The sequence below is a fragment of the Chthonomonas sp. genome (assembly GCA_016788115.1).
Taxonomy (GTDB): Bacteria; Armatimonadota; Fimbriimonadia; order Fimbriimonadales; family Fimbriimonadaceae; genus UBA2391.
The window spans coordinates 319,750-338,365 of record JAEURR010000003.1 but is presented as its reverse complement, the minus strand read 5'-3'; the positions used below and the strand labels follow the sequence as shown (position 1 = coordinate 338,365).

Here is an 18,616-nt window from a genome sequence, read left to right as displayed (position 1 = left end):
TAGTTGCCACCGCGTAAAAATCTAGCATCTTTCCCGCAATCTGGCTTATAGTAACCAAATGTAAGGCGTACCGTCTTGCACATTTACGGTTGTTGCGTCGGCCCACTGGGGCTGACGGGAGGTTCTTGATGGCTTATCAAAGACGAGGCGATCCAAGAGTCGCACGAGCGCCCCAGCTCGGCGAACGGCTTCGATTGCTGCTGCTACTCGCTATTTTCTGTTTACTCCCGCTGGGAGCATGGGCTCAGACGGGTCACGGCACGCTGCAGGGGCGCGTGTTCTTCGACTCAAACGAGAACGGGGTTTACAATCCCGGTGAACCCGGCATTCCCGGCCTGCCCGTTATCATCAGCGGTCCTGGCGGTGTCTACAGCCCCATTAGCGACGCAAACGGTCGCTACATGGCGACCGACATTCCCACGGGCGCTTACTTTGTGGAAGGACCAAATCCGGACGGGCTGTATCCGACCCGCCCCGGGAACAACTCGGCAGTCGTCGATGTAGGTCCCGGCATCAAGGACGGCCCAGATTTTGGCTACATTGAGAATTGCGCCAAGATCGACGTCAAGCGGATTCTGTGGAAAACGGACGGAACCGGTTGCTTTACGATGGACGTCACCATCACCAACCTGGCACCGTATCCGATTGCCCACATCTTCACGGTCAACGCGCCGCCGGTCATCGTGACTTCCAGCCTGAGCTCGACTGCCAACTACATTCCGCTGAGTACGCCTCTGGCACCCGGCCAAAGCATCACGTTGACGCTCACCGTCTGCGGGGTGCCGCAAGGTCAACCATGGACTTGGCAGATTCAAATGCACGACCGCGAGCTCACGAAGTGCTGCGGAGCATTCAAAACAATCGATGTGCCGAAATGCGATTGCTTCCAGATCCTGGAGCAGTCGTCGGTCTGCAATGCGGACGGCAGCGTGACCTGGTGCGCGACCATTCAGAGCCTCGATCCAAACGCTCTCTTCTTCTTGCTGATCGCGCCGCCTCCCGGCATCACGATCAACCCTGCGGTCACGCAACTCAATGGCGTGCAGTACGGTGGCACCTTCACGGTGTGTATCACCATTACCGGTGCGACTCCGGGTACGACGCTTGTCTTGCCGCTCGTCCTGCGCGACAAGGCCAAGGAGTGTTGTCGAAAGGACGTTCCGATCGAGATTCCTCCATGCTTCTGTCCGCTTGAAGGGAAGTGTATGGATCGCAAGCCGATCTATCAAGACTCGATCAACGGCACGACCTATGGCGCGGCGTTCCCTGGAACCGTCGCTGTCATCACGTGCTGGGCATCGCGTCAGCAGCCCGCAGGCGCAAACTACCTGGATATGCCGGTTGTGGCGATCCAGAATCTGAACAGCTACCAAACGACCGCGGTGCCGCTCGGCGCAGATTGGGTCCCGACCGCGCTCCCGCGCGGCTACCATGGGCCGATCTCCACGGTGAATCCGATGGGGCTGTGGAATGTCCGCAACCTCGGTACGGTGTTCGGAGTCACGCTCGACAAGTACGGCAACATCTTCGTGACCCAGACGAGCGCGTTTGGCAACGACTACTTGCCGCAGGTCAACCCGGTGCACGGTCAGGTCTACATGATCCAAAACGGCACGGGTCAGATCTTCCGTTACATCGCGTTGCCGAATACTTCGCCAACGCCAAGCAATCCGGACAGCTTCCCAGAGCTTGGGAACATCTCCTACGATGGCGATCACGACCAATTGTTCGTGACCAACCTCGAAGACGGCATGATCTATCGGATCAAGGGTACCGGAGGTTCGGCAACGAGCCAGGGCACCTGGCTCAGCCGATACGATCCGGCTGACACAACCGCTGGCTGGCAAAGCGACGTGGCAGCGGGATCCCCCGCCGGCATGGTTCGCCTGGGCGACCGCGTCTGGGGTGTTCAGTACCACGGTGGGCGGTTGTACTTCGCTCGCTGGCGAGTGGACCGGGGTAACCCGAATCCATCGCAGTTCAACGAGATCTGGAGCATCGGCATTCAGCCCAGTGGTTCGAATGCTGGCGATTTCGACGCCACGCTTCAGATGGAGTTCGCCGTTCCGCACTTCCAGACTTTCAACTGGTCCATGCCGGTGTCGGACATTTCGTTTGGCCCGGACGGCAAGATGATGGTCGCGGAGCGCGGTCTGGGTGAACTCAGCTACCCAGCGCCCTATGGACAGGTCAACGTCGGCGTCCCCGAGTGGACCTATCCTTGGACGGCACACTCGGCCCGAGGCATCGAATATCGGTGCGAAGGGACGGACTGGATCGCCACGAATCTACCCGTACACCTCGGCTATATCGGCCCGCAAATCTTGTACGGTCAGAGTTCGTGCGAGTCTGCATGTGGTGGCGTGGACTATGACTACAGCACGGCCTCGGTGTCGTCGCTGCCGACCTCCGGTCGCCGCATCTGGTTCACCATCAATGGCTACTCGACCGGGACCATCGGATCACCCCCGTTCGTGTACGGTATTCAGGGTCTGCACCCCACTACGGGTGGCAACATGGCCAACAGCATCCTCAATGATGCCGATGGCGACCTGAACACGACAGCGAAGACGGCACTCGGTGACGTCGAGATTCCGTGTCCGCCAGCAGGCGTCATCGGTGGAACGATGACTCTTGTCGGGCTGGTCGGTTCCCCGCACGATCGCTATGCGCACCTGACTTTGACGGATGCGGCGGGTACGGTCGTCGGTGAGGAATCGGTACTGATGGACGCTTCGGGTCGATTCGCGTCCAACCTCACGGTGGGTGCAGGCGAGTACAAGGTAACAGCGAAGTCGAACTGCTTCCTGCGCCGAGCTCGGCTCAACGTGACGGCGGGGAATGCGGGCGAACTCTCGTTCGTGCTCTTGCCGGGCGATATCAACAACGATAACGTGGTTGATCTGTTCGATTACCTCTTGCTGAGCGAGAACTTCGATCGAAACAGCTCCGACCCCGGTTGGACAACGCCTGGCCCGTCGGGCATCTCGCCCATGGAGACGGACCTGAACGGCGACGGATCGGTCGATTTCTTCGACTATCTGCTGCTGTCCCAGTACTTCGAGGTCGTCGGCGACTAATCTCGCTGGTCTCGAGCACGGCACCCCTCGCAGGCCTCTGCCCGCGGGGGGTGCTTTCTTTTCGGATATCCTGACAAGCATGAGCGGAACCACGCGCACCCAGCGGCTTGCGGAACAGCTCGACGCGGCAGGCATCGACGCCTACTTCGCATCGACCACCACTTCGATGGGCTATCTGCATGGCCTGTTCGAGCATGGGCACGAGCGGCTGTTGACTCTGGCGGTCAAATCGTCCGGCGATGTTTGCCTCATTGCGCCAGCGCTTTCCATTTCTCAGGCGCAGCGAGTGGGCATCGCCGACATTCTCGGTTGGGCGGATAGCGAAGATCCGATGGACGCTGTCCAGACCTTGTCTCAGCGCTGGAACTTGCGGTCCGGAGTGATCGCGGTGGATGACGAATTCCACTCCTCGCACCTGCTCGCGATGCAGGAACTACTGCCCGCGGCGCTCTTTCGCGCAGGCGGTGAAGTGCTGAGCCGGATTCGGAGTCGGAAGGAGCCCGCGGAAATCGACGCCTTGCTGGCAGCCGGAAAGATTGCCGACGAGGTCTACGACGAAGTGTTGCCCGAGATCAGGGTCGGCATGACGGAGCTTGAACTGCGTGACCGCATCAACGCAAAGATGCGGGCTCGTGGCGGGACCCCAACGTTTTGCATTGTGGCGGCGGGGGCAGGGTCGGCCGAGCCGCACCACCTACCGAATGAGCGTCGGCTGGAGAACGGCGATCTGCTTCTTCTCGACTTTGGGTGCGACCTGAACCACTATCAGTGCGACATCACTCGCTGCGTCAGCATTGGAAAGGCAACGGACAAGATGCACCAGGTGTACGAGATTGTGTTGCGAGCACACGATGCCGGTAGGGCCGCAGTACGACCTGGGGTGACCGGTGCAGACGTGGATCGGGCGGCGCGGCAGATCATTGAAGATGCGGGGCATGGGCCAGATTTCTTCCATCGGCTTGGCCACGGCATCGGGATGGAGGGGCATGAGGCTCCGAACCTCGTGTCTACGAACTCGCTGCCATTGGAGCCCGGGAATTGCTTCAGCGTCGAACCGGGGGTTTATCTCGCAGGCGAGTTTGGAATCCGGATAGAAAATATCGTGGCCGTCACGATGGACGGCCACATTTCGATGAACGCGGAGCCCCCGCGCTCGCTCCCCGAACTCAGCGCTTAAAAGAGGACTTCTTTCGGCGAATCAGGTAAGCCGCGCCCATGCCCATGGCGACGAATGTCGCGGGCTCGGGAACGGGGTTCACGATGGGCTTGCTCGAGCCTTGGCTCTTGGTCCCGGTGACGAAGATGAGTCCGCCACCCAGCGGGGCCAGCAAGGCGCGTCCCAGGTCCCAGCCACTGCTGGCGATCGCCGGAGTGTTGGGAACGGACATAGCGGGCGCCTGAACCGGATCCACCGGGATGTTTGCGATATCGACCGAGGTCAACGGTGCATCCGTCCACTCCGGAACGTTGGGCTCCATCGCGATCGTATCGGTCTCGATGTTTTCGATCTTGGGAGCGTCCAGCACTTCCGGCTCGATGTTCATGCCCTCGATGGTGGCGGCCACCGGAGCGACATCGCCTACCGAAGCGACCGTGCGCGGGCCGCGAGTCATCGGGTTGCCGCAGATCCACTGAAGGATCGGTTTGCCGCTCGTATTCACCCAGATCTTGGTGCCCTTCTTCAGGAACAGGGTTTTGGAGCGCAACTCGCCCGTACTCTCTGGCGTGTTGTAGACCAGGTAGTTGCCCGACCTCTCGACCCGGCTAAGCCGAAGCGAAGAGAAATAGAGCTTTAGCTCGGACTTGGTCATGCCGAAGTGTCGCTCGTACCGATCTTGGACGACCGGATACTTGTCGATCTGCGCCACGATCTCGCCGACGGAGTTCGCTGTACTGATCAGATATGAATTGGGCGGCATCTTGGCTACCGCAACGGTTAGTAGCGTCGCTGCCGCCAATGCGGTCGCGATGCCTTTGTTCTGATATTTCATTGTCCTCTCCAAAGCGGACCAAGTTCGCGCATTCGCGAGCGATCAGCTTAACTCGGCATTGCCGAAACAAATTGCCCGTGGCATTTCTGCCTCACAGACTATTCAAGTGTACACGGTGTTCCGGATTTATCGAAGAATCTTTGCTCAAAGTCCTGGAAATACCGACATCTTCTGGTACGAGTAGGGGCCGGTAATGACCCATACAAAGGGCCGACCCGCCCAGTACAGCGGATCGGCCCTAGAAGTTCAGCGCGATTACTTGGATCGCTTGCGTCGAATTGCGACGGCAACCACACCTGCGCCCATGACGAGCATTGTTGCAGGCTCGGGCACCGGGGGAATGTCCTCGCCGCCGCTACCGCGCGGGATCAGCGCAATGAGCGGGAGAAGGAGCAATCCGCCGTAGTTGTTGCGGTGCGGTGTGGCGGGAGGCACGTCGATGATGCTGATGATCTCTTCGGGCTGGGGTACTCCCGGCTCGATGTTCGATGCGATGATGGGTGCGTCACCAGCGGGCATCGGGCTGGCGAGCAGATCGGTGTCCTTGCCCTCCACAGCCGCGCCCGGCTCGGTGTTCACCGCGACCATGCGGGGTCCGCGGGTCATCGGGTTTCCACAAATCCATTGCAGGATCGGCTGGCCCGTGCTGTCAACCCAAATCTTTGTGCCCGCTTTCAGCTTCTGCAAGCGAGAGCGCAATACGCCGGTCTTGGGTGGCACACCGTAAATGCTGTAAATCGAGGTCTGCTGGACTTTGGCAAGTCGGAGATTCGAAACGAAATCCAGAACCTCACCCTCGGTCATATGGAAGTGACGCTGGTAGCGGTCGCTCACCACCGAGTTGGATCGGATCTGGGCCTTCAACTCACCGACGGTGTTGACCGTCTTCACAAGGTATGAGTTGGGCGGCACCGCGAAAGCGATGCTTGCAAAGAAGGTCACCGCCGCGACCGTTGTGATTCTGTTGTACTGGTTCATAACATTCCTCTCCGAGTAACGCACCTCGGCACGAATTCAATTATCAGCAAAAAACTTGCCAACGGCAACAGGCTCCAGGTTACTATACGATGGAACGAGGCGAAAACCTAGCAATTCGCGCTGCATGTTTGTCAGTAGTCCTCGATGTGCTCGCGCATTCTTCGCGCTCGCTCGATCATCTCGACGGCGGCAAGCGCAGCTGCCTGCTCGGCCTCTTTCTTAGATCGGCCTGTTCCTTCTCCCATGACTTCATTGTCAAACATGACCTGCACGTGGAAGCGTTTTGCGTGCGCGTGTCCGCTCTCGCCCGCCAAGCGATACTGCGGCGTCTTGCGCCAATTTGCTTGAGCGATCTCTTGGAGCTTCGACTTGTGGTCGTTCGGGCTGACGTCGCCGGTTCCCACCACCATCAAGTACTGGTTGAGGATCTCGAGCACGAACCAACGCGCCTTCTCCAACCCAGACTCAAGGTAGATGCCGCCGATGATGGCCTCGACGACGTCGGCGAGGATGCTGGGGCGTTGCCGACCTCCCGTCGCATCTTCGCTGGAGCTGAGTTCGAGGTAGGGTGCCAATCCCAGGCGAACAGCCGTCTCGGCCAACGGGCCCTCTTGGACGACGCTCGCCTTTGCTTTGGACATCATCCCCTGATCCCAGTCCGGATGGTGCTCGTACAGGTACTGCGCCACCACCAATCCCAGAACCGAATCGCCGAAGAACTCTAGCCGCTCGTAGCTGTCCCGGACCGGGTCATTCGCAGCCGAGCGATGACGCATGGCCAGCCGGAAGACCTCTGGGTCCTTGAGCGGTATGTTGCGGGGGATGGTCTCCATGATTATCGAGGCAGCCGCTTCAACCCTTCGGCAAGCCGCTCCAATCCCTTCTCGATGGCCGCGCGGCTCGTGGCGTAGCTCAGGCGCAGATGGCCGGGGCCTTCGAAGACGCTGCCAGGAACGGTGGCGATGAGGGCCTCTTCGAGCATCCAGTCGGCAAGTTCCACGTCGGTCGGCATGCGGGGGTTCAAGTGGGCTGAGACGTCGATGAAAAAGTAGAACGCACCCTTCGGCTTCACAATGCGCACCCCGTCGATCTTGCTAAGAAGCTCAAGGCCGAGATCGCGGCGTGCGCCGAACTCGGCTCGCATGCACTCGACAACGTCCGCCGGTGTGCGCATGGCGGTAACTGCGCCCGCCTGGGAGAAGGTGGTGGGGTTGCTCGTCACCTGATCTTGCAGGTTGCTCATGGCCTGGGCGATCGGCTTCGGAGCAACGCAATAACCGATGCGCCAGCCGGTCATAGCGTAGGTCTTGCTGCACCCGTTCACGAGGATAGTGCGGTCGAGGACGTCTGAGTCGGGCCGAAATACGGACGCATGGGCTCCCTCGTAGGTGAGATGGTCGTAGATCTCGTCGCTGAGGATCCAGAAGCCGTGCTGCTTGCTGAGTTGGGCAACGGTCTGGAGCGTTACGGCATCGAGCATTGCGCCGGTCGGGTTCGACGGGCTGTTCAGGATGATCGCCTTAGTTCGGGGCGAGATCGCCTCGTGCAACTGCTCCCGCGTGGGGCAAAAGCCGGATTCAGGGGTCGTGTAGATGACGACTGCGGTGCCCCCGGCGAGCTGGATCTGGTCCTTGTAGGTCATCCAGTACGGCGCGATGAGGATGACTTCGTCGCCTGGGTCAACCAGGACCATCAGCGCATTGTAGATGCTGTGTTTCGCGCCGCAACTCACAACAATCTGGTCGGTCTCCACCGCGACGCCATGGTCGAGTTGAACTTTCTCGGCGATGGCGCTCTTGAGTTCGGGGGTGCCGCTGCTGGCGGTGTACTTGGTCTGTCCCGCCTGGAGGGCCTCAATTGCGGTCTGGCAAATCGGTTCGGGGGTGTTGAAATCGGGCTCGCCCGCGGCGAAAGAGATGACGTCCAGACCCTGTGCTTTCATCGCGCGAGCCTTGGCGGTCATCCCCAGGGTCGGCGACGGTTTGAGAGCAAGCGCGCGTTGAGCGAGGGTAAGTGTGTTCAACCCTTGCATGATACCTACAGGCATAATCGGTTCCATGGGCAGTTCTTCCGCGTCGCAAAGCAAGATCGTTGCCACTCTGGGAGTGGCCGTGGTTTTGTTGGCGATCGGTCATATGTGCCTGGGAAGTTCGGTGTGGATGTCGCCCGCCGATTGGTGGTCAGGCCTGCAACAGGGACCGCGGGCGCAGGATCCGTCCCCGATGGCAGTCATTGTCTGGTCGCTACGCTTGCCTCGCGCCCTGGCGTGCATCCTCGTTGGAGCGATTCTCGGCATGACCGGTGCGGCGTTTCAATACCTCTTTCGCAATCCGCTGGCGGAGCCGTACTTGGTCGGCGCGAGCGGCGGCGCTGCGCTCGGTGGCGCGCTGGTTCTTGTCACGGGAGCTGGCGGAATCCTGGGTGGGATCGCGCTGATGGCGGGTGCATTGGTGGGGGCACTTGCGACGCTTGCTCTAGTCCTCGTAGTGGCCAGTTCGAGCCCGGTTCGCTCGACCGCAAATCTTCTCCTGTCGGGCGTTGTCGTCGGTTCTCTTGCGAGCGCGCTGATGACGATTCTGCTCATCATGTCCGGCTCTGATGCGAACCGGATCCTCGCATGGCTGTTCGGTTCGATGAGCCAAGTACAGTGGTGGGGTATCGCTTGGTTGCTGGGGGCACTTCTCGCCATCGGCGTGAGCTTGCGGGCGAATGGGCGCGCTCTGAACGCGATCGCGCTGGGCGAGGAGTCCGCCCGGCACTTAGGGGTCGATCCGGGCCGAGTCCAGCGATTGGTGATTCTCTTTGGCGCAGCGGCGACCGCGATCTCGGTCGGCGCGGTGGGCATTATTGGGTTCCTGGGCCTCATTGCACCCCACTTGGCACGACCGTTCGCTGGCACCGACATGCGGCGACTTCTGGTTGCTTCTGCTCTGACGGGCAGCGCAGTGCTACTGCTGGCAGATGCGGCAGCGCAAAGGATGATCGGCGTGGTCGAGGTGCCGGTGGGAGCGCTCATGGCGATCTTTGGCGCGCCGATGTTGCTTGCCATCCTGCGCCGCACCCGGCTCGCTAGTTGAAGACTGATTCGGCATCCTGCCGATAGACGTTCTGCGCCAATCCAACGCAACCGAGGCAAAGCCACATGGCGGTTCCGCCGTAACTCATGAAGGGGAGCCACAGCCCCACGACCGGGGCGAGTTGCAAGTTCATCGCGAGGTTGATCAGAGTGTGGAAGCTGAGGACAGCGAGCACGCCCGCGGCGCACAGCCTGCCGAAGAGGTCGCCGGTTCGAATCAAAATCAGCCAAATGCGCGAGAAAAGCACGGCATAAGCGAACAGCACCATCCCGCAGACCACGAGGCCACCCTCTTCGCCGACCACTGAGAAGATGAAGTCGTTCTGTTGTTCCGGAACGTACCGCTTGATCTCGCCCTTCAGGAATCCTTGGCCCATGACCCCGCCCGCCCCGTAAGCCATCTCCGCCCGCAGGACTTGGTAGTCGTCTCCTTGCTCGTCATTGGAGAACATGGCCGAGATGCGGTCTGCTTGGTAGCCGTGCAACCAGCCGCTCTTACCCACGAGCAACGTGCCCCCCACCAACGTTGCGCAGACGACCACGAAGATTCCCAAAGTCCGCCACGGGATCCCTGCAATCAGGCAGAGAGTAAACCAACTGATGAAGACGACAATCGTTGCGCCGAGGTGGGGTTGCTTGAAAATCAGGAACAGGATGGGTGCGACGTGCAGGAACGAGAGGGCAAAAGTTGAGAACTCTTTCATCCGGTCGCGCCGACGATGGAAAAACGCTGCGAGGGTTATCACGGTCAGGATTTTCGTAAGCTCACTGGGCTGGAACTGGAAACCGCCAAACTCGACCCATCGCTGCGCTCCTTTGGCGTTATGCCCGGCGAAGAGCACAAAGCTCAGGAGCAGCACGTTGAGTGCGTACAGGACCGCGGCGGCACGTTGAAACGCCACCGCCGGAATGCGCCAAAAGAGGACAAATGGGACGATCCCTACGGCGGTCAAGATCAGCTGCTTCTTGAAAAGTTCGGGGGTGGGACCGCCCGAGACAGAACTGTAGACGGCGAGCAGCCCGCTGCACACTAGGATCGCCGTGGCGATCATAAGGATCCAGTCGAGTTCAAGAAAGATGCTTAGCCCGTTCGCGTTTCTTCGCGATCCGACGCGCGCAACGGCCACTAGCGGGGCTCCCGAGTACTGTAAGACCCGGCCTCACGCCGGACGATCCCCTTGCCATCTACGAACCAAAACTGCAAGCTGCGCGAGACACGCCTCGCTCCACCCGTGTCGATCGCGAGTTCCACCGCGACGCGAACACTGTCGTAGGGACCGCCGGCGACGTTGAGCGGCTCGGAAGTTGCGGAGATCTTGGCGGAAGCGGGGAAAGTCTTGCCATCGGCGACGACCTTGCCAGACCAATCGTCCATGGAGATGGTGCTCACAGGATAGCGAAGGAGCGGGATTTCGGGCCGGTAGGTCTCCGACGCCATGCTTTGCAGATAGAAAGAGCTTCGGTCGAAACGATAACGCTCGGTGTCGATCACCTCGCCGTGTGAACGGAGCACAAACTCGATCTTGTCCCCTCTCTCCGAACGGGTGACCTCGACGGGCACCTGGGCACCGGCCAGAGTGAGCACGCCCTCCTTGTACGGCAGCGCGTCCGGCTTCTTGAGCGGCACTTCCACCGCCGTGACCCTGGTTCCCGCAGTGATGTGGGCGCACCCGACCAGCCCCGCACCACTGAGGGCGAGGACGATCCCAATCCATAGGTTCTTCCGGGCGCGGTTCGGAACGGTCATTCTCCGTCTTATGCTACAGGTGGAAGGGTGGGGATTCGTGCCCCAATCACCTACTTTTTGCTTTCATCGGGTGCGGGACGTAACTCAAAGCTCACGGTGCCGGTCATTCCGGACAGTGTTTGGGACATTTCTTGCTTTATCAGCCCGACATTCTTGGCGTACCAAGATGTTCCCTTGGCAACACCCTTCTGGGCACCAACCGTGATCGTCGCATCCAGCACGACGGCGATGGTGTCGTACTCGCCCGCTTTCACCTTGACCTTCTGAATGCGGTCAATCTTCATGGTCCCGTCCAGGGTCAGTTGTTCGCCCGTTGGGCTCTTGAAGCTGGTCTTCACGGGCCAACTCTTGCCCACCTCGATCTTCGCAGGGAGGTCCAGGGTCGGAACGTCGAACTTGCTTTCGTCGGAGGCGATGACCTTCACGCCTTCCGAACTCAGCTCAATGGTATCGGTGCTATCCAGTACCCCGAGGTCCATGCGGGTCATGCTGTAGAGCGCTTTGCCATCCTTGACACTGTCCAGCTTGACCGTGACGGCTCCGTCTTCCTCGGTCGACCTCGCCGGCTGTCCGGTTCGCGTCTTCACCGAATAGTACATGCTCTTGGCTGCCCCGAGCCCGTAGTACGCATAAGCGTCGTTTTGCAGCTCGGCGGGCAACGTGTCGCCCGTCGGTGCCCCGGTTGCAGCCTCTGTCGGCTTGTTTGCTGCGTCCACCGGCGGCATGGGGGCCGACTGCTTCTTGGTGCAACCGGCCGCCACCGCGATTGCGGTTAGGAGGAGAAACCCCAATCGGACTGATTTCATGTTAGTTTTTGAGAGCCTTGCTCTTCAGGATAAACTTGGAAGCGCTAGCCGCGCCCGATCCTGAGCCCTCCTGCCAAAGGCGAACGAACCCGATCTTGGGAACCCAGAACGACGTGGTCTTCATCGAACCCTTGTCGCCCGCGAACGTCCACGTCTGAACCTGGACTGACTGGATCGCGTTGAATCGGCCGAGGCTGGTGTCTACGTCCACCGGGGCTTCGATTTTCGCAGTGAGCTCAGACGATTCTTTGCCGTCGGGGACCGGAGCGACGCCCTTCCATGTGCCCACCGCGCCAACCTTGGCGGGGAACGGCATGACGAGCTGGGGTGGCGTGAACATCTTCTTGGTCATCTTCTTGGCCGGATCGTCCATGCCGATTGAGATCTGGTAGATGCCGGTGGAGTCGACCATCCATTCCTGGCGGTCGCGCAGTTCGTTGTCCTTGTCGCGGACTTCGATTTCGCCGATCTTGCCGCCCTTACCGTTGTCGGTCACCTTGGTTACGGTGAACGTCAACTCGGTGGTGACGTTGTTCTGCTGGCCGCGCGAATCGCGGGCGGCAGCTTCGACTTCGTACACCCACTGGTTACCAACGACGAGCGGGAACAAGGACGCGTCCTGGCCGTCGGCGAGCGCGAACGGGGTGACCTTCTCGGGTGGCTTCGCGGTGTATTCGCCTGCGTTGCCGCTGCCGCATCCGGCCATGATGATTCCGGCTGCCACGAGCAGTCCGCTAGAGATGAGTTTGTACTTCACTATTATGATTTTCCTCCTGATTGGGTGAAAGCGTTGATTCTGGCGACCGCGTCCTCGGCCAGGGTCTTGTCTTGGACCTGGCTGATGGTCACAGCGGTTGACATCATTTCGTGTGCAATCTTCGGTGCTGCAATAGCTATGCCATCCACGACGAACAGCAACTGAAATCCGGGCTGATCGTGACTGTACTTCCACAGCCGGTCCCGTCCTTCCTTGGTGAGATTGATTGTGATGTCGTAGAACTTGCGGTTGTTCGGTGCGTCCCGTTCGGTGACACTTGCCCCGGCCAAGTGCGATTCGTTGACCACCGTCGTCGTGGCTTGAAGCAGCGTTTGGGGGGCATCACCAAGCCTGACGTTGTGCTTTGGGTCGATGCGTCGAGCCAAAGCACCTCGGACGTTTTCGCGCTGCTTCGGGTCTTTCGCGAGCTCTCGACGGGCTTCTTCCAGGTAGAGCCCGCGCACGGCATCCTCGCTGATGTCGGGTGGCGAGTCTTTGAGCCGGTCCGAGACCACGCGGCAGAGCGTGGGCCGGTACGTTTGGAGGACCCGCGCTGTCAGCACCGTCGGCTTACCTTCGATCTGGACCTTGACGTCCACCGGAACGTCGAGAACGATCCCGTTCTCGATCGATGAGATCGTGAATTGGTCGAGCGGGGTTCCGTCGAGCTTGATGTTGAGGTCTGCTTCTAGCTTACGCGTGAGCCCGGCATCTCCATCGAGGGCCTTCTTAAGATCTTCCGCGGTCCAGATCACACGCACGGGGGGAAGAATGTCGTCCGTGATGTCGTTCATCTTCATCACGAGCGCGCTCAATGCCTTCTCCTCGCCTGCGAGGGTCTTAAGCATCTCGCGGATGGGCACTCGGCGTCGTTCCGAGCCGGATCCAGTGTCGTTATCCGTCTTCTGCTCGCTTTCGGGGCCGGTCTCGCCGCCCTCCACGAGCTGGGCAATTTGGTTGGCGACTACAATGCGGTACCTCTTCCCGGGCTGAACGGCGATGAGATTGACGGTGCCGGGCTTGATGGGGGCCAACTGCAGCTGCCCGAGGTACCAGCCTGAATACGCACGAAAGGCGGCATAACCCAGTCCAAGGGTTGCCGCGAATCCGATCGCTATCTTCGTCGATGGATTTAGTTTCATCGTGGCAGGCCGCGCCCCGCGCAACGGAATAACATTTCCGCCGCCCGCGAGGTTCCCGCTACTAGCGATTCTACCGGACCGGCATTATTCGGCTGGATTTAGGTTTGCGTACAAGCCCCCAGCGATGTGGGCGCAGAGGTACGCGATCAGCAAGTTCGAGGGGATCGTAGCAAGCGCGGTGATGACCAGCGACTTTGAGATGAACCACGCGGCTATCCCGACGATGACGGTCGGAGTGAGGCAGAAAAGCATGCCCAGCATGGTCATCAGCGAGCGGAAGCCGCGCTGGGTGGGGTCGTCCACATCGGGGAACAGCATGAGCAGCATGCCGAACATGGCGACGAGCGCAAAGAGGAAGGGGAGCGAAGAGGCGAACCCGGCGAGGAACGCGGGAATGGTCTGCCACGATACGCAGATTCCGATCGCGCTAAGGAGCAACAGTGTGACCGTGCCGGGAATGGACTTGGCGATGACCTCCGCGAACATGACCTTGCCCGGGGTGAACGGTAGCGGCTTTTGCACATCGACACGGCGGAGCATCTCGATAAACCCTCCGGTGGACATGGAAGCGCTGATGAATGCGGTCATGATGAACCCGAGTAGCACCAGTACCATGCCTCGGTCCGGGGACTTGGCCGCCGCGCCGAGGAGCGCGGGTATGAGCACGAGTCCGCCAAGTACAACGGCAATCAGCACGAGGCCCAATCCGACTCGAGTCTGGATAACGAGTTCGCGCCACAGGATCGCGCGCAGTCCTGTCGGGTTCCAGCGATCCAGGATCTTGAATCTGCGTGCCTTGACCTTGCCGGAGCGAGCCGAGGCGGCGATCATGCCGTACATGTCGCCCTTGCGCTGGAGGTCGCGGGTCTCCGAGGTCTTGCTCGCGTTCATTGCGCCGATCTCATAAATCCACTCTTGCTGCCGACCCGCGCCCCAGAGGCCGAGCGCCCCAATCGCAGCAAGACCGACCAGACCCGCAAAGAAACCGACGCTGGACCCAGCGATTGGCGCCATTGCGATCATGGTGCACAGCCACGGCACGAAGAACACGACCTTCAGGATCGGGTTGTGCATGGCGGCGACGAAGGTACTGAACTGCGGGTCGGCGCGAAGCACCAACGTCATGACGATCAAGAAGATGAGGGGGATCGCCAACATGCCGTAGTTGAACAGCCGTCGGTTGCGGTCGCTGCGATCGTCTGGTCGCCCCAGCCTAAGGCTGACGCAGTACCCAACCGCGACCCATGCCATCGAACTGATCAAGTACGCCAGCATGCCGTAGCGAATCATTAGGGGTGCGCCGCTGGCATCGGGTAGCGACTTCACCGCATGGGTGATCTGCATCGTTGCCCGCTTATCGGAAATGAGCCACAGAAACAGCGGAAGGATGAAGACGAGGAGGCAATCGCGCAGGTAGCGGCTTACCAAAACCACGCGGCGATCGATGGGAGTGGCGAAGAGCGTGTCCACGTCTGCCTGCCGAAATCGCCCGGCGTAGTTGGTCAGCGAGAGCAGGTACATGAACATCACGGCGGTGAAGACAACGAAGACGACGGCCTCCACCATCGGCATGGTGATGTTCATTTTCGGCGCAGTCTCGGGGTCGAACGGCGAACGACGCCCCTGCGAGTTGGCACCGAAGCGGTACACGAAGAAGTAGAAGTAATACGCGACGCCAAACAGCAGTCCGATCAGCCGGCGTGCCGATTTGAATGTGCGCTTGAACCCGTTCACAAGCTGGCGAACGTTAAGGAAGATCAGCGCTTGCATCGGAGTCCTCCTTCGTGAGGTGCAAGAACATCTGCTCGAGGTCGGCGCCCTCCATATGGCTCATGGACCGCAACTCTCTCACCGTTCCTTCGGTGAGCTTCTTACCGCGGTTGAGGATCACGACCCGGTCGCAGAGTTTTTCGGCGGAGTCGAGGACGTGAGTCGAGACGAGGATGGCGCAGCCAGCCTCCTTCGCCGCAAGAAGGTCACGCTTGATTTCTGCGACCCCCTGAGGGTCGACTCCAATGATCGGCTCGTCAAAGATTAGGACGTTGGCTTTGTGGACCATCGCACAGGCGACGCTGAGCTTCTGACGCATACCCTTCGAGAGCGTGGCGACCAGTTCCTTCTTCTTTTCTAGGAGCGAATATCGCTCCAGGAGCTTGTCGCCGTGCTGCTGATAGACGTCCAGCGTGTTGTAACACATGGCGATGAACTTCAGGTGTTCATCAACCGTGAGGAGTTCGTAAAGCGAGGGGAGTTCCGGGACAAATGAAAGCGATTGTTTCGCCTTGCGGTGATCACGGATGACTTCGAAGCCGTTGATAAGGATCTCGCCGCTAGTTGGGCGCAGAATCCCGGCGATGCACCGCAGAGCGGAGGTCTTACCCGCGCCGTTCGGGCCAAGAAGCCCGACGATCTCACCCGGCTGGACGGTGAAGGACAGTTGGTCGACTGCGCGAAACTTGCGATAGTCTTTGACGAGATTGTTGACCTGGAGCATGAATGAACTGGAACGGTTTACCTGAGAGCGGTGAACTTGGTTTCACCATGTCCCACGAATGGGTCTTTCATCAGGTAGTTTGCCAGCAAGATGTCGGTTTCAGCATTTTCTAAACAGGTGACTGCGCAGGTTGGCAAGGCGGTCGTGGGGCAGTCGGCCATCATCGAGCAGATCCTTGTCGCCATTCTCGCGAACGGCCACGTACTGCTCGAGGGCGTTCCTGGCATCGCGAAGACTCTTACGGTACGCGCGCTCTCTAAGGCCCTCGCCTTGGACTATTCTCGAATCCAGTTCACCCCGGACCTGATGCCGAGCGACGTGGTGGGGACGAACGTCTTCAACTCGCGCACCAGCGACTTTGAGTTGCGTCGCGGGCCGGTGTTCACCAACGTCTTGCTTGCGGACGAAATCAACCGCACTCCACCGAAAACTCAGTCGGCGCTACTGGAGGCCATGGAAGAGCGGCAAGTGACCATCGATGGCGTGCGATACGCGCTGCCCGATCCGTTCCTCGTGTTTGCGACCCAGAACCCAATCGAGTTCGAGGGGACCTATCCGTTGCCCGAGGCGCAGCAAGATCGCTTCCTGATGAAGGTGCTGCTAAGCTATCCGTCCCCGGAAGTGGAGATCGAGGTGTATCGCCGAACGCACAACGGGTTCCGCGCTCAAAACCTGGAGGATTTGGACATCCAGCAGGTTGTCGACTCGGCAGGATTGGCCGAACTGCGTAAGGAAGTGGCCGCTGTCCGGATGGAGGATCGGATTTTCCAGTACATCCAAGAGGTGGTCGCCTCGACCCGCTCTTCGAATGACATCTTAGTGGGTGCCTCGCCGCGTGCAGGTATCGCGATGGTCGCTTGTGGCAAGGCGCTGGCCGCGCTGCGCGGCCGTAGCTACGTCATCCCTGATGACATCAAGGACAACATCATGCCCATCCTGCGGCATCGTGTCTTGCTACGCCCCGAGACGGAGATCGAGGGCCTGACCCCCGACCGAGTGCTCAGTGGTCTGATCGATCGCCAGCTGGTGCCGCGCTAAAGCACGCCCGGACGGCTCGGTACTCGTCGACGGTGTCGAAGTCCATCACCGTATTCGGATGACACCCGACGATCGCGCGGGCGTGGACACCGGTCGCGCGGAGCATCGCGCGTTCGATGTTGTGCAATCTCAACCAGCCTGCTTTGAGCCGGATCAAGTTCAGCAGCCCAAACTTGAGCGCAATCTTGGCCACTTCTTTGCGGCTATGCCGGACGCCCGCCGCGAGGTCTCGGCCCAGCGCGAAACCCTCGTGTGAGGCGGCGTAGAGTGCTCCCGCCAGCACGCGTCCCTCCGCCAAGCGAGTCGGCGTCGCCGGGGCATCGGGAAACTCGTTGCGAAACGCGTCGTACGAGGCCAGCCCGACCGCGCCCCAGGCTCCCGCGAGTTCGCAACGATCCACCGCTTCGATGAAAAACCGCAAGTCGCCCGCCGTTATCAGAGGCGAATCAGCGGGGAGCATGAGGATCGCATCGACATCGTCGAGCACATCGATACCCGCCTCGCAGTTTTCGATGGCGTTCGTACGCTCCATCACCCAGCGACCGTGCGTCACTTCGGCTTGGATCACCTCGGGTCCCACGACGGCGGTTCGATAATCGCGAACAGCGTCGAGGGTCCAAGCCAGGGAAGTGCGACCGCGAAACCTGGCTAAGGCTTTGTGCGGCGTTCCAATCTCCATCGCGAGATCGGTGGGCGCGGTGCCGCCCGCTGCGATCACAACTCCCCATCTCACAAGATCACCTTGTACGTGAACCATGCGACCATCACAAACCCCAGAACCACAATTCCCTTTCGCAGTCGATCCGGATCGACCCGCACCGCTACGCGTGCCGCGGCGTAACCTCCGATGAGCGATCCGCAGAGCATGGCCGCCAGCGGCTCCCACAGGACGAGCCCTTTAGCAATGAAGACTATGGACGCGACGAAGTTGATGATAAGTCCGAGCCAGCCTTTGAGCGCGTTAAGCGCGTGTAAGTCGTCGTCGAGCATCAGCCCAAGGTACGCGAGCATGAGGATCCCCATCCCCGCACCGAAGTACCCGCCGTAAAGGCTGATGAGAAATTGGCACGCCGCCCCACCGAGCTTGCTGATCCTGAAATCGCGCCGTTTGCCAAGTGCCCGGATCTGCGGCTGATAGGCAAGCAGGAGCGTCGCGAAAAGGATGAGCACGGGAACCGCTTGACGAAAGAGCCTTTCGGGCGTGGCAAGCAGGATGGCCGCCCCCGCAGCAGAGCCGAGCAGGGCTGGCAATATCAGATCCGGCAAGTGGTCCCGTGTCTTGTGAAGGTGCTCTCGAAACCCCAACGCGCCCGTGAGCGAACCTGGCCAAAGGGCGACCGCGTTGGTCGCATTGGCACGGAGTTCGGGAACCCCGAGGCCGACGAGCATCGGGAACGAGATGAGCGAGCCGCCCCCTGCAATGGAATTGATGCCGCTTGCGACAGCTCCTGCCACAACGAGCAGGGCAAGTCCGAGGGGATCGTGGGCGGTGAGCGCAGGCATCTGC

The 18,616-nt window shown here is 60.3% G+C and carries 17 protein-coding genes; 4 read left to right on the top strand and 13 right to left on the bottom strand.

Annotated features, from left to right (window positions below; all coding sequences use genetic code 11):
- The first annotated feature begins 128 nt into the window (after positions 1-128).
- Positions 129-3,080: a hypothetical protein gene (locus JNM85_01830; protein MBL8086794.1), complete on the top strand. Its 2,952-nt coding sequence runs from the start codon at positions 129-131 to the stop codon at positions 3,078-3,080.
- A 79-nt stretch (positions 3,081-3,159) separates the two neighbouring features.
- Complete coding sequence (locus JNM85_01825) at positions 3,160-4,257, top strand: aminopeptidase P family protein (GenBank protein MBL8086793.1); 1,098 nt, start codon at positions 3,160-3,162, stop codon at positions 4,255-4,257.
- On the opposite strand, the gene JNM85_01820 is transcribed toward JNM85_01825, so the two are convergent.
- From JNM85_01820 to JNM85_01805, 4 genes are all read right to left on the bottom strand, one after another.
- Positions 4,247-5,071 carry a PEP-CTERM sorting domain-containing protein gene (locus JNM85_01820; protein MBL8086792.1) on the bottom strand — a complete coding sequence of 275 codons (825 nt, stop codon included), beginning with the start codon at positions 5,069-5,071 and terminating at the stop codon, positions 4,247-4,249. The two genes, JNM85_01825 and JNM85_01820, sit on opposite strands and share 11 nt — an antisense overlap.
- A 255-nt stretch (positions 5,072-5,326) precedes the next feature.
- Positions 5,327-6,049 carry a PEP-CTERM sorting domain-containing protein gene (locus JNM85_01815; protein MBL8086791.1) on the bottom strand — a complete coding sequence of 241 codons (723 nt, stop codon included), beginning with the start codon at positions 6,047-6,049 and terminating at the stop codon, positions 5,327-5,329.
- Between the two features lie 131 nt (positions 6,050-6,180).
- Positions 6,181-6,882 (bottom strand): ribonuclease III, encoded by a 702-nt coding sequence (gene rnc / locus JNM85_01810; GenBank protein MBL8086790.1) that lies wholly within the window; start codon positions 6,880-6,882, stop codon positions 6,181-6,183.
- Between the two features lie 2 nt (positions 6,883-6,884).
- The gene (locus JNM85_01805) at positions 6,885-8,081 is read right to left on the bottom strand and encodes a pyridoxal phosphate-dependent aminotransferase (protein MBL8086789.1); all 1,197 of its coding nucleotides are present in this window, start codon (positions 8,079-8,081) and stop codon (positions 6,885-6,887) included.
- 25 nt (positions 8,082-8,106) lie between these two features.
- Here JNM85_01805 and JNM85_01800 point away from each other — a divergent pair, with 25 nt between their 5' ends.
- Positions 8,107-9,126 (top strand): iron ABC transporter permease, encoded by a 1,020-nt coding sequence (locus JNM85_01800; protein ID MBL8086788.1) that lies wholly within the window; start codon positions 8,107-8,109, stop codon positions 9,124-9,126.
- Here the strand turns inward: JNM85_01800 and JNM85_01795 are convergent.
- The 7 genes from JNM85_01795 to JNM85_01765 all read right to left on the bottom strand — a co-directional run bounded on the left by JNM85_01795 (position 9,119) and on the right by JNM85_01765 (position 16,071).
- Positions 9,119-10,252: a rod shape-determining protein RodA gene (locus JNM85_01795; protein MBL8086787.1), complete on the bottom strand. Its 1,134-nt coding sequence runs from the start codon at positions 10,250-10,252 to the stop codon at positions 9,119-9,121. The genes JNM85_01800 and JNM85_01795 overlap by 8 nt on opposite strands.
- A complete protein-coding gene (locus JNM85_01790) occupies positions 10,252-10,872 on the bottom strand; it encodes a hypothetical protein (protein ID MBL8086786.1) in 621 nt (206 codons plus the stop codon). Before JNM85_01790 ends, JNM85_01795 begins: the two co-directional genes overlap by 1 nt.
- Positions 10,873-10,922: 50 nt before the next feature.
- Positions 10,923-11,678: a hypothetical protein gene (locus JNM85_01785; protein MBL8086785.1), complete on the bottom strand. Its 756-nt coding sequence runs from the start codon at positions 11,676-11,678 to the stop codon at positions 10,923-10,925.
- A 1-nt stretch (position 11,679) separates the two neighbouring features.
- Positions 11,680-12,435, bottom strand: coding sequence for a hypothetical protein (locus tag JNM85_01780; GenBank protein ID MBL8086784.1), 756 nt, complete (start codon positions 12,433-12,435; stop codon positions 11,680-11,682).
- Between the two features lie 2 nt (positions 12,436-12,437).
- Complete coding sequence (locus JNM85_01775; protein ID MBL8086783.1) at positions 12,438-13,577, bottom strand: hypothetical protein; 1,140 nt, start codon at positions 13,575-13,577, stop codon at positions 12,438-12,440.
- A gap of 84 nt (positions 13,578-13,661) precedes the next feature.
- The gene (locus JNM85_01770; protein MBL8086782.1) at positions 13,662-15,347 is read right to left on the bottom strand and encodes a hypothetical protein; all 1,686 of its coding nucleotides are present in this window, start codon (positions 15,345-15,347) and stop codon (positions 13,662-13,664) included.
- A complete protein-coding gene (locus JNM85_01765) occupies positions 15,325-16,071 on the bottom strand; it encodes an ABC transporter ATP-binding protein (GenBank protein MBL8086781.1) in 747 nt (248 codons plus the stop codon). Before JNM85_01765 ends, JNM85_01770 begins: the two co-directional genes overlap by 23 nt.
- A 117-nt stretch (positions 16,072-16,188) precedes the next feature.
- Here JNM85_01765 and JNM85_01760 point away from each other — a divergent pair, with 117 nt between their 5' ends.
- Positions 16,189-17,109 (top strand): MoxR family ATPase, encoded by a 921-nt coding sequence (locus JNM85_01760; GenBank protein ID MBL8086780.1) that lies wholly within the window; start codon positions 16,189-16,191, stop codon positions 17,107-17,109.
- On the opposite strand, the gene JNM85_01755 is transcribed toward JNM85_01760, so the two are convergent.
- On the bottom strand, positions 17,072-17,842 hold the full coding sequence (locus JNM85_01755; protein ID MBL8086779.1) for a nucleotidyltransferase family protein: 771 nt from the start codon (positions 17,840-17,842) through the stop codon (positions 17,072-17,074). The genes JNM85_01760 and JNM85_01755 overlap by 38 nt on opposite strands.
- A complete protein-coding gene (locus JNM85_01750; GenBank protein MBL8086778.1) occupies positions 17,839-18,612 on the bottom strand; it encodes a sulfite exporter TauE/SafE family protein in 774 nt (257 codons plus the stop codon). Before JNM85_01750 ends, JNM85_01755 begins: the two co-directional genes overlap by 4 nt.
- Positions 18,613-18,616: the final 4 nt, after the last annotated feature.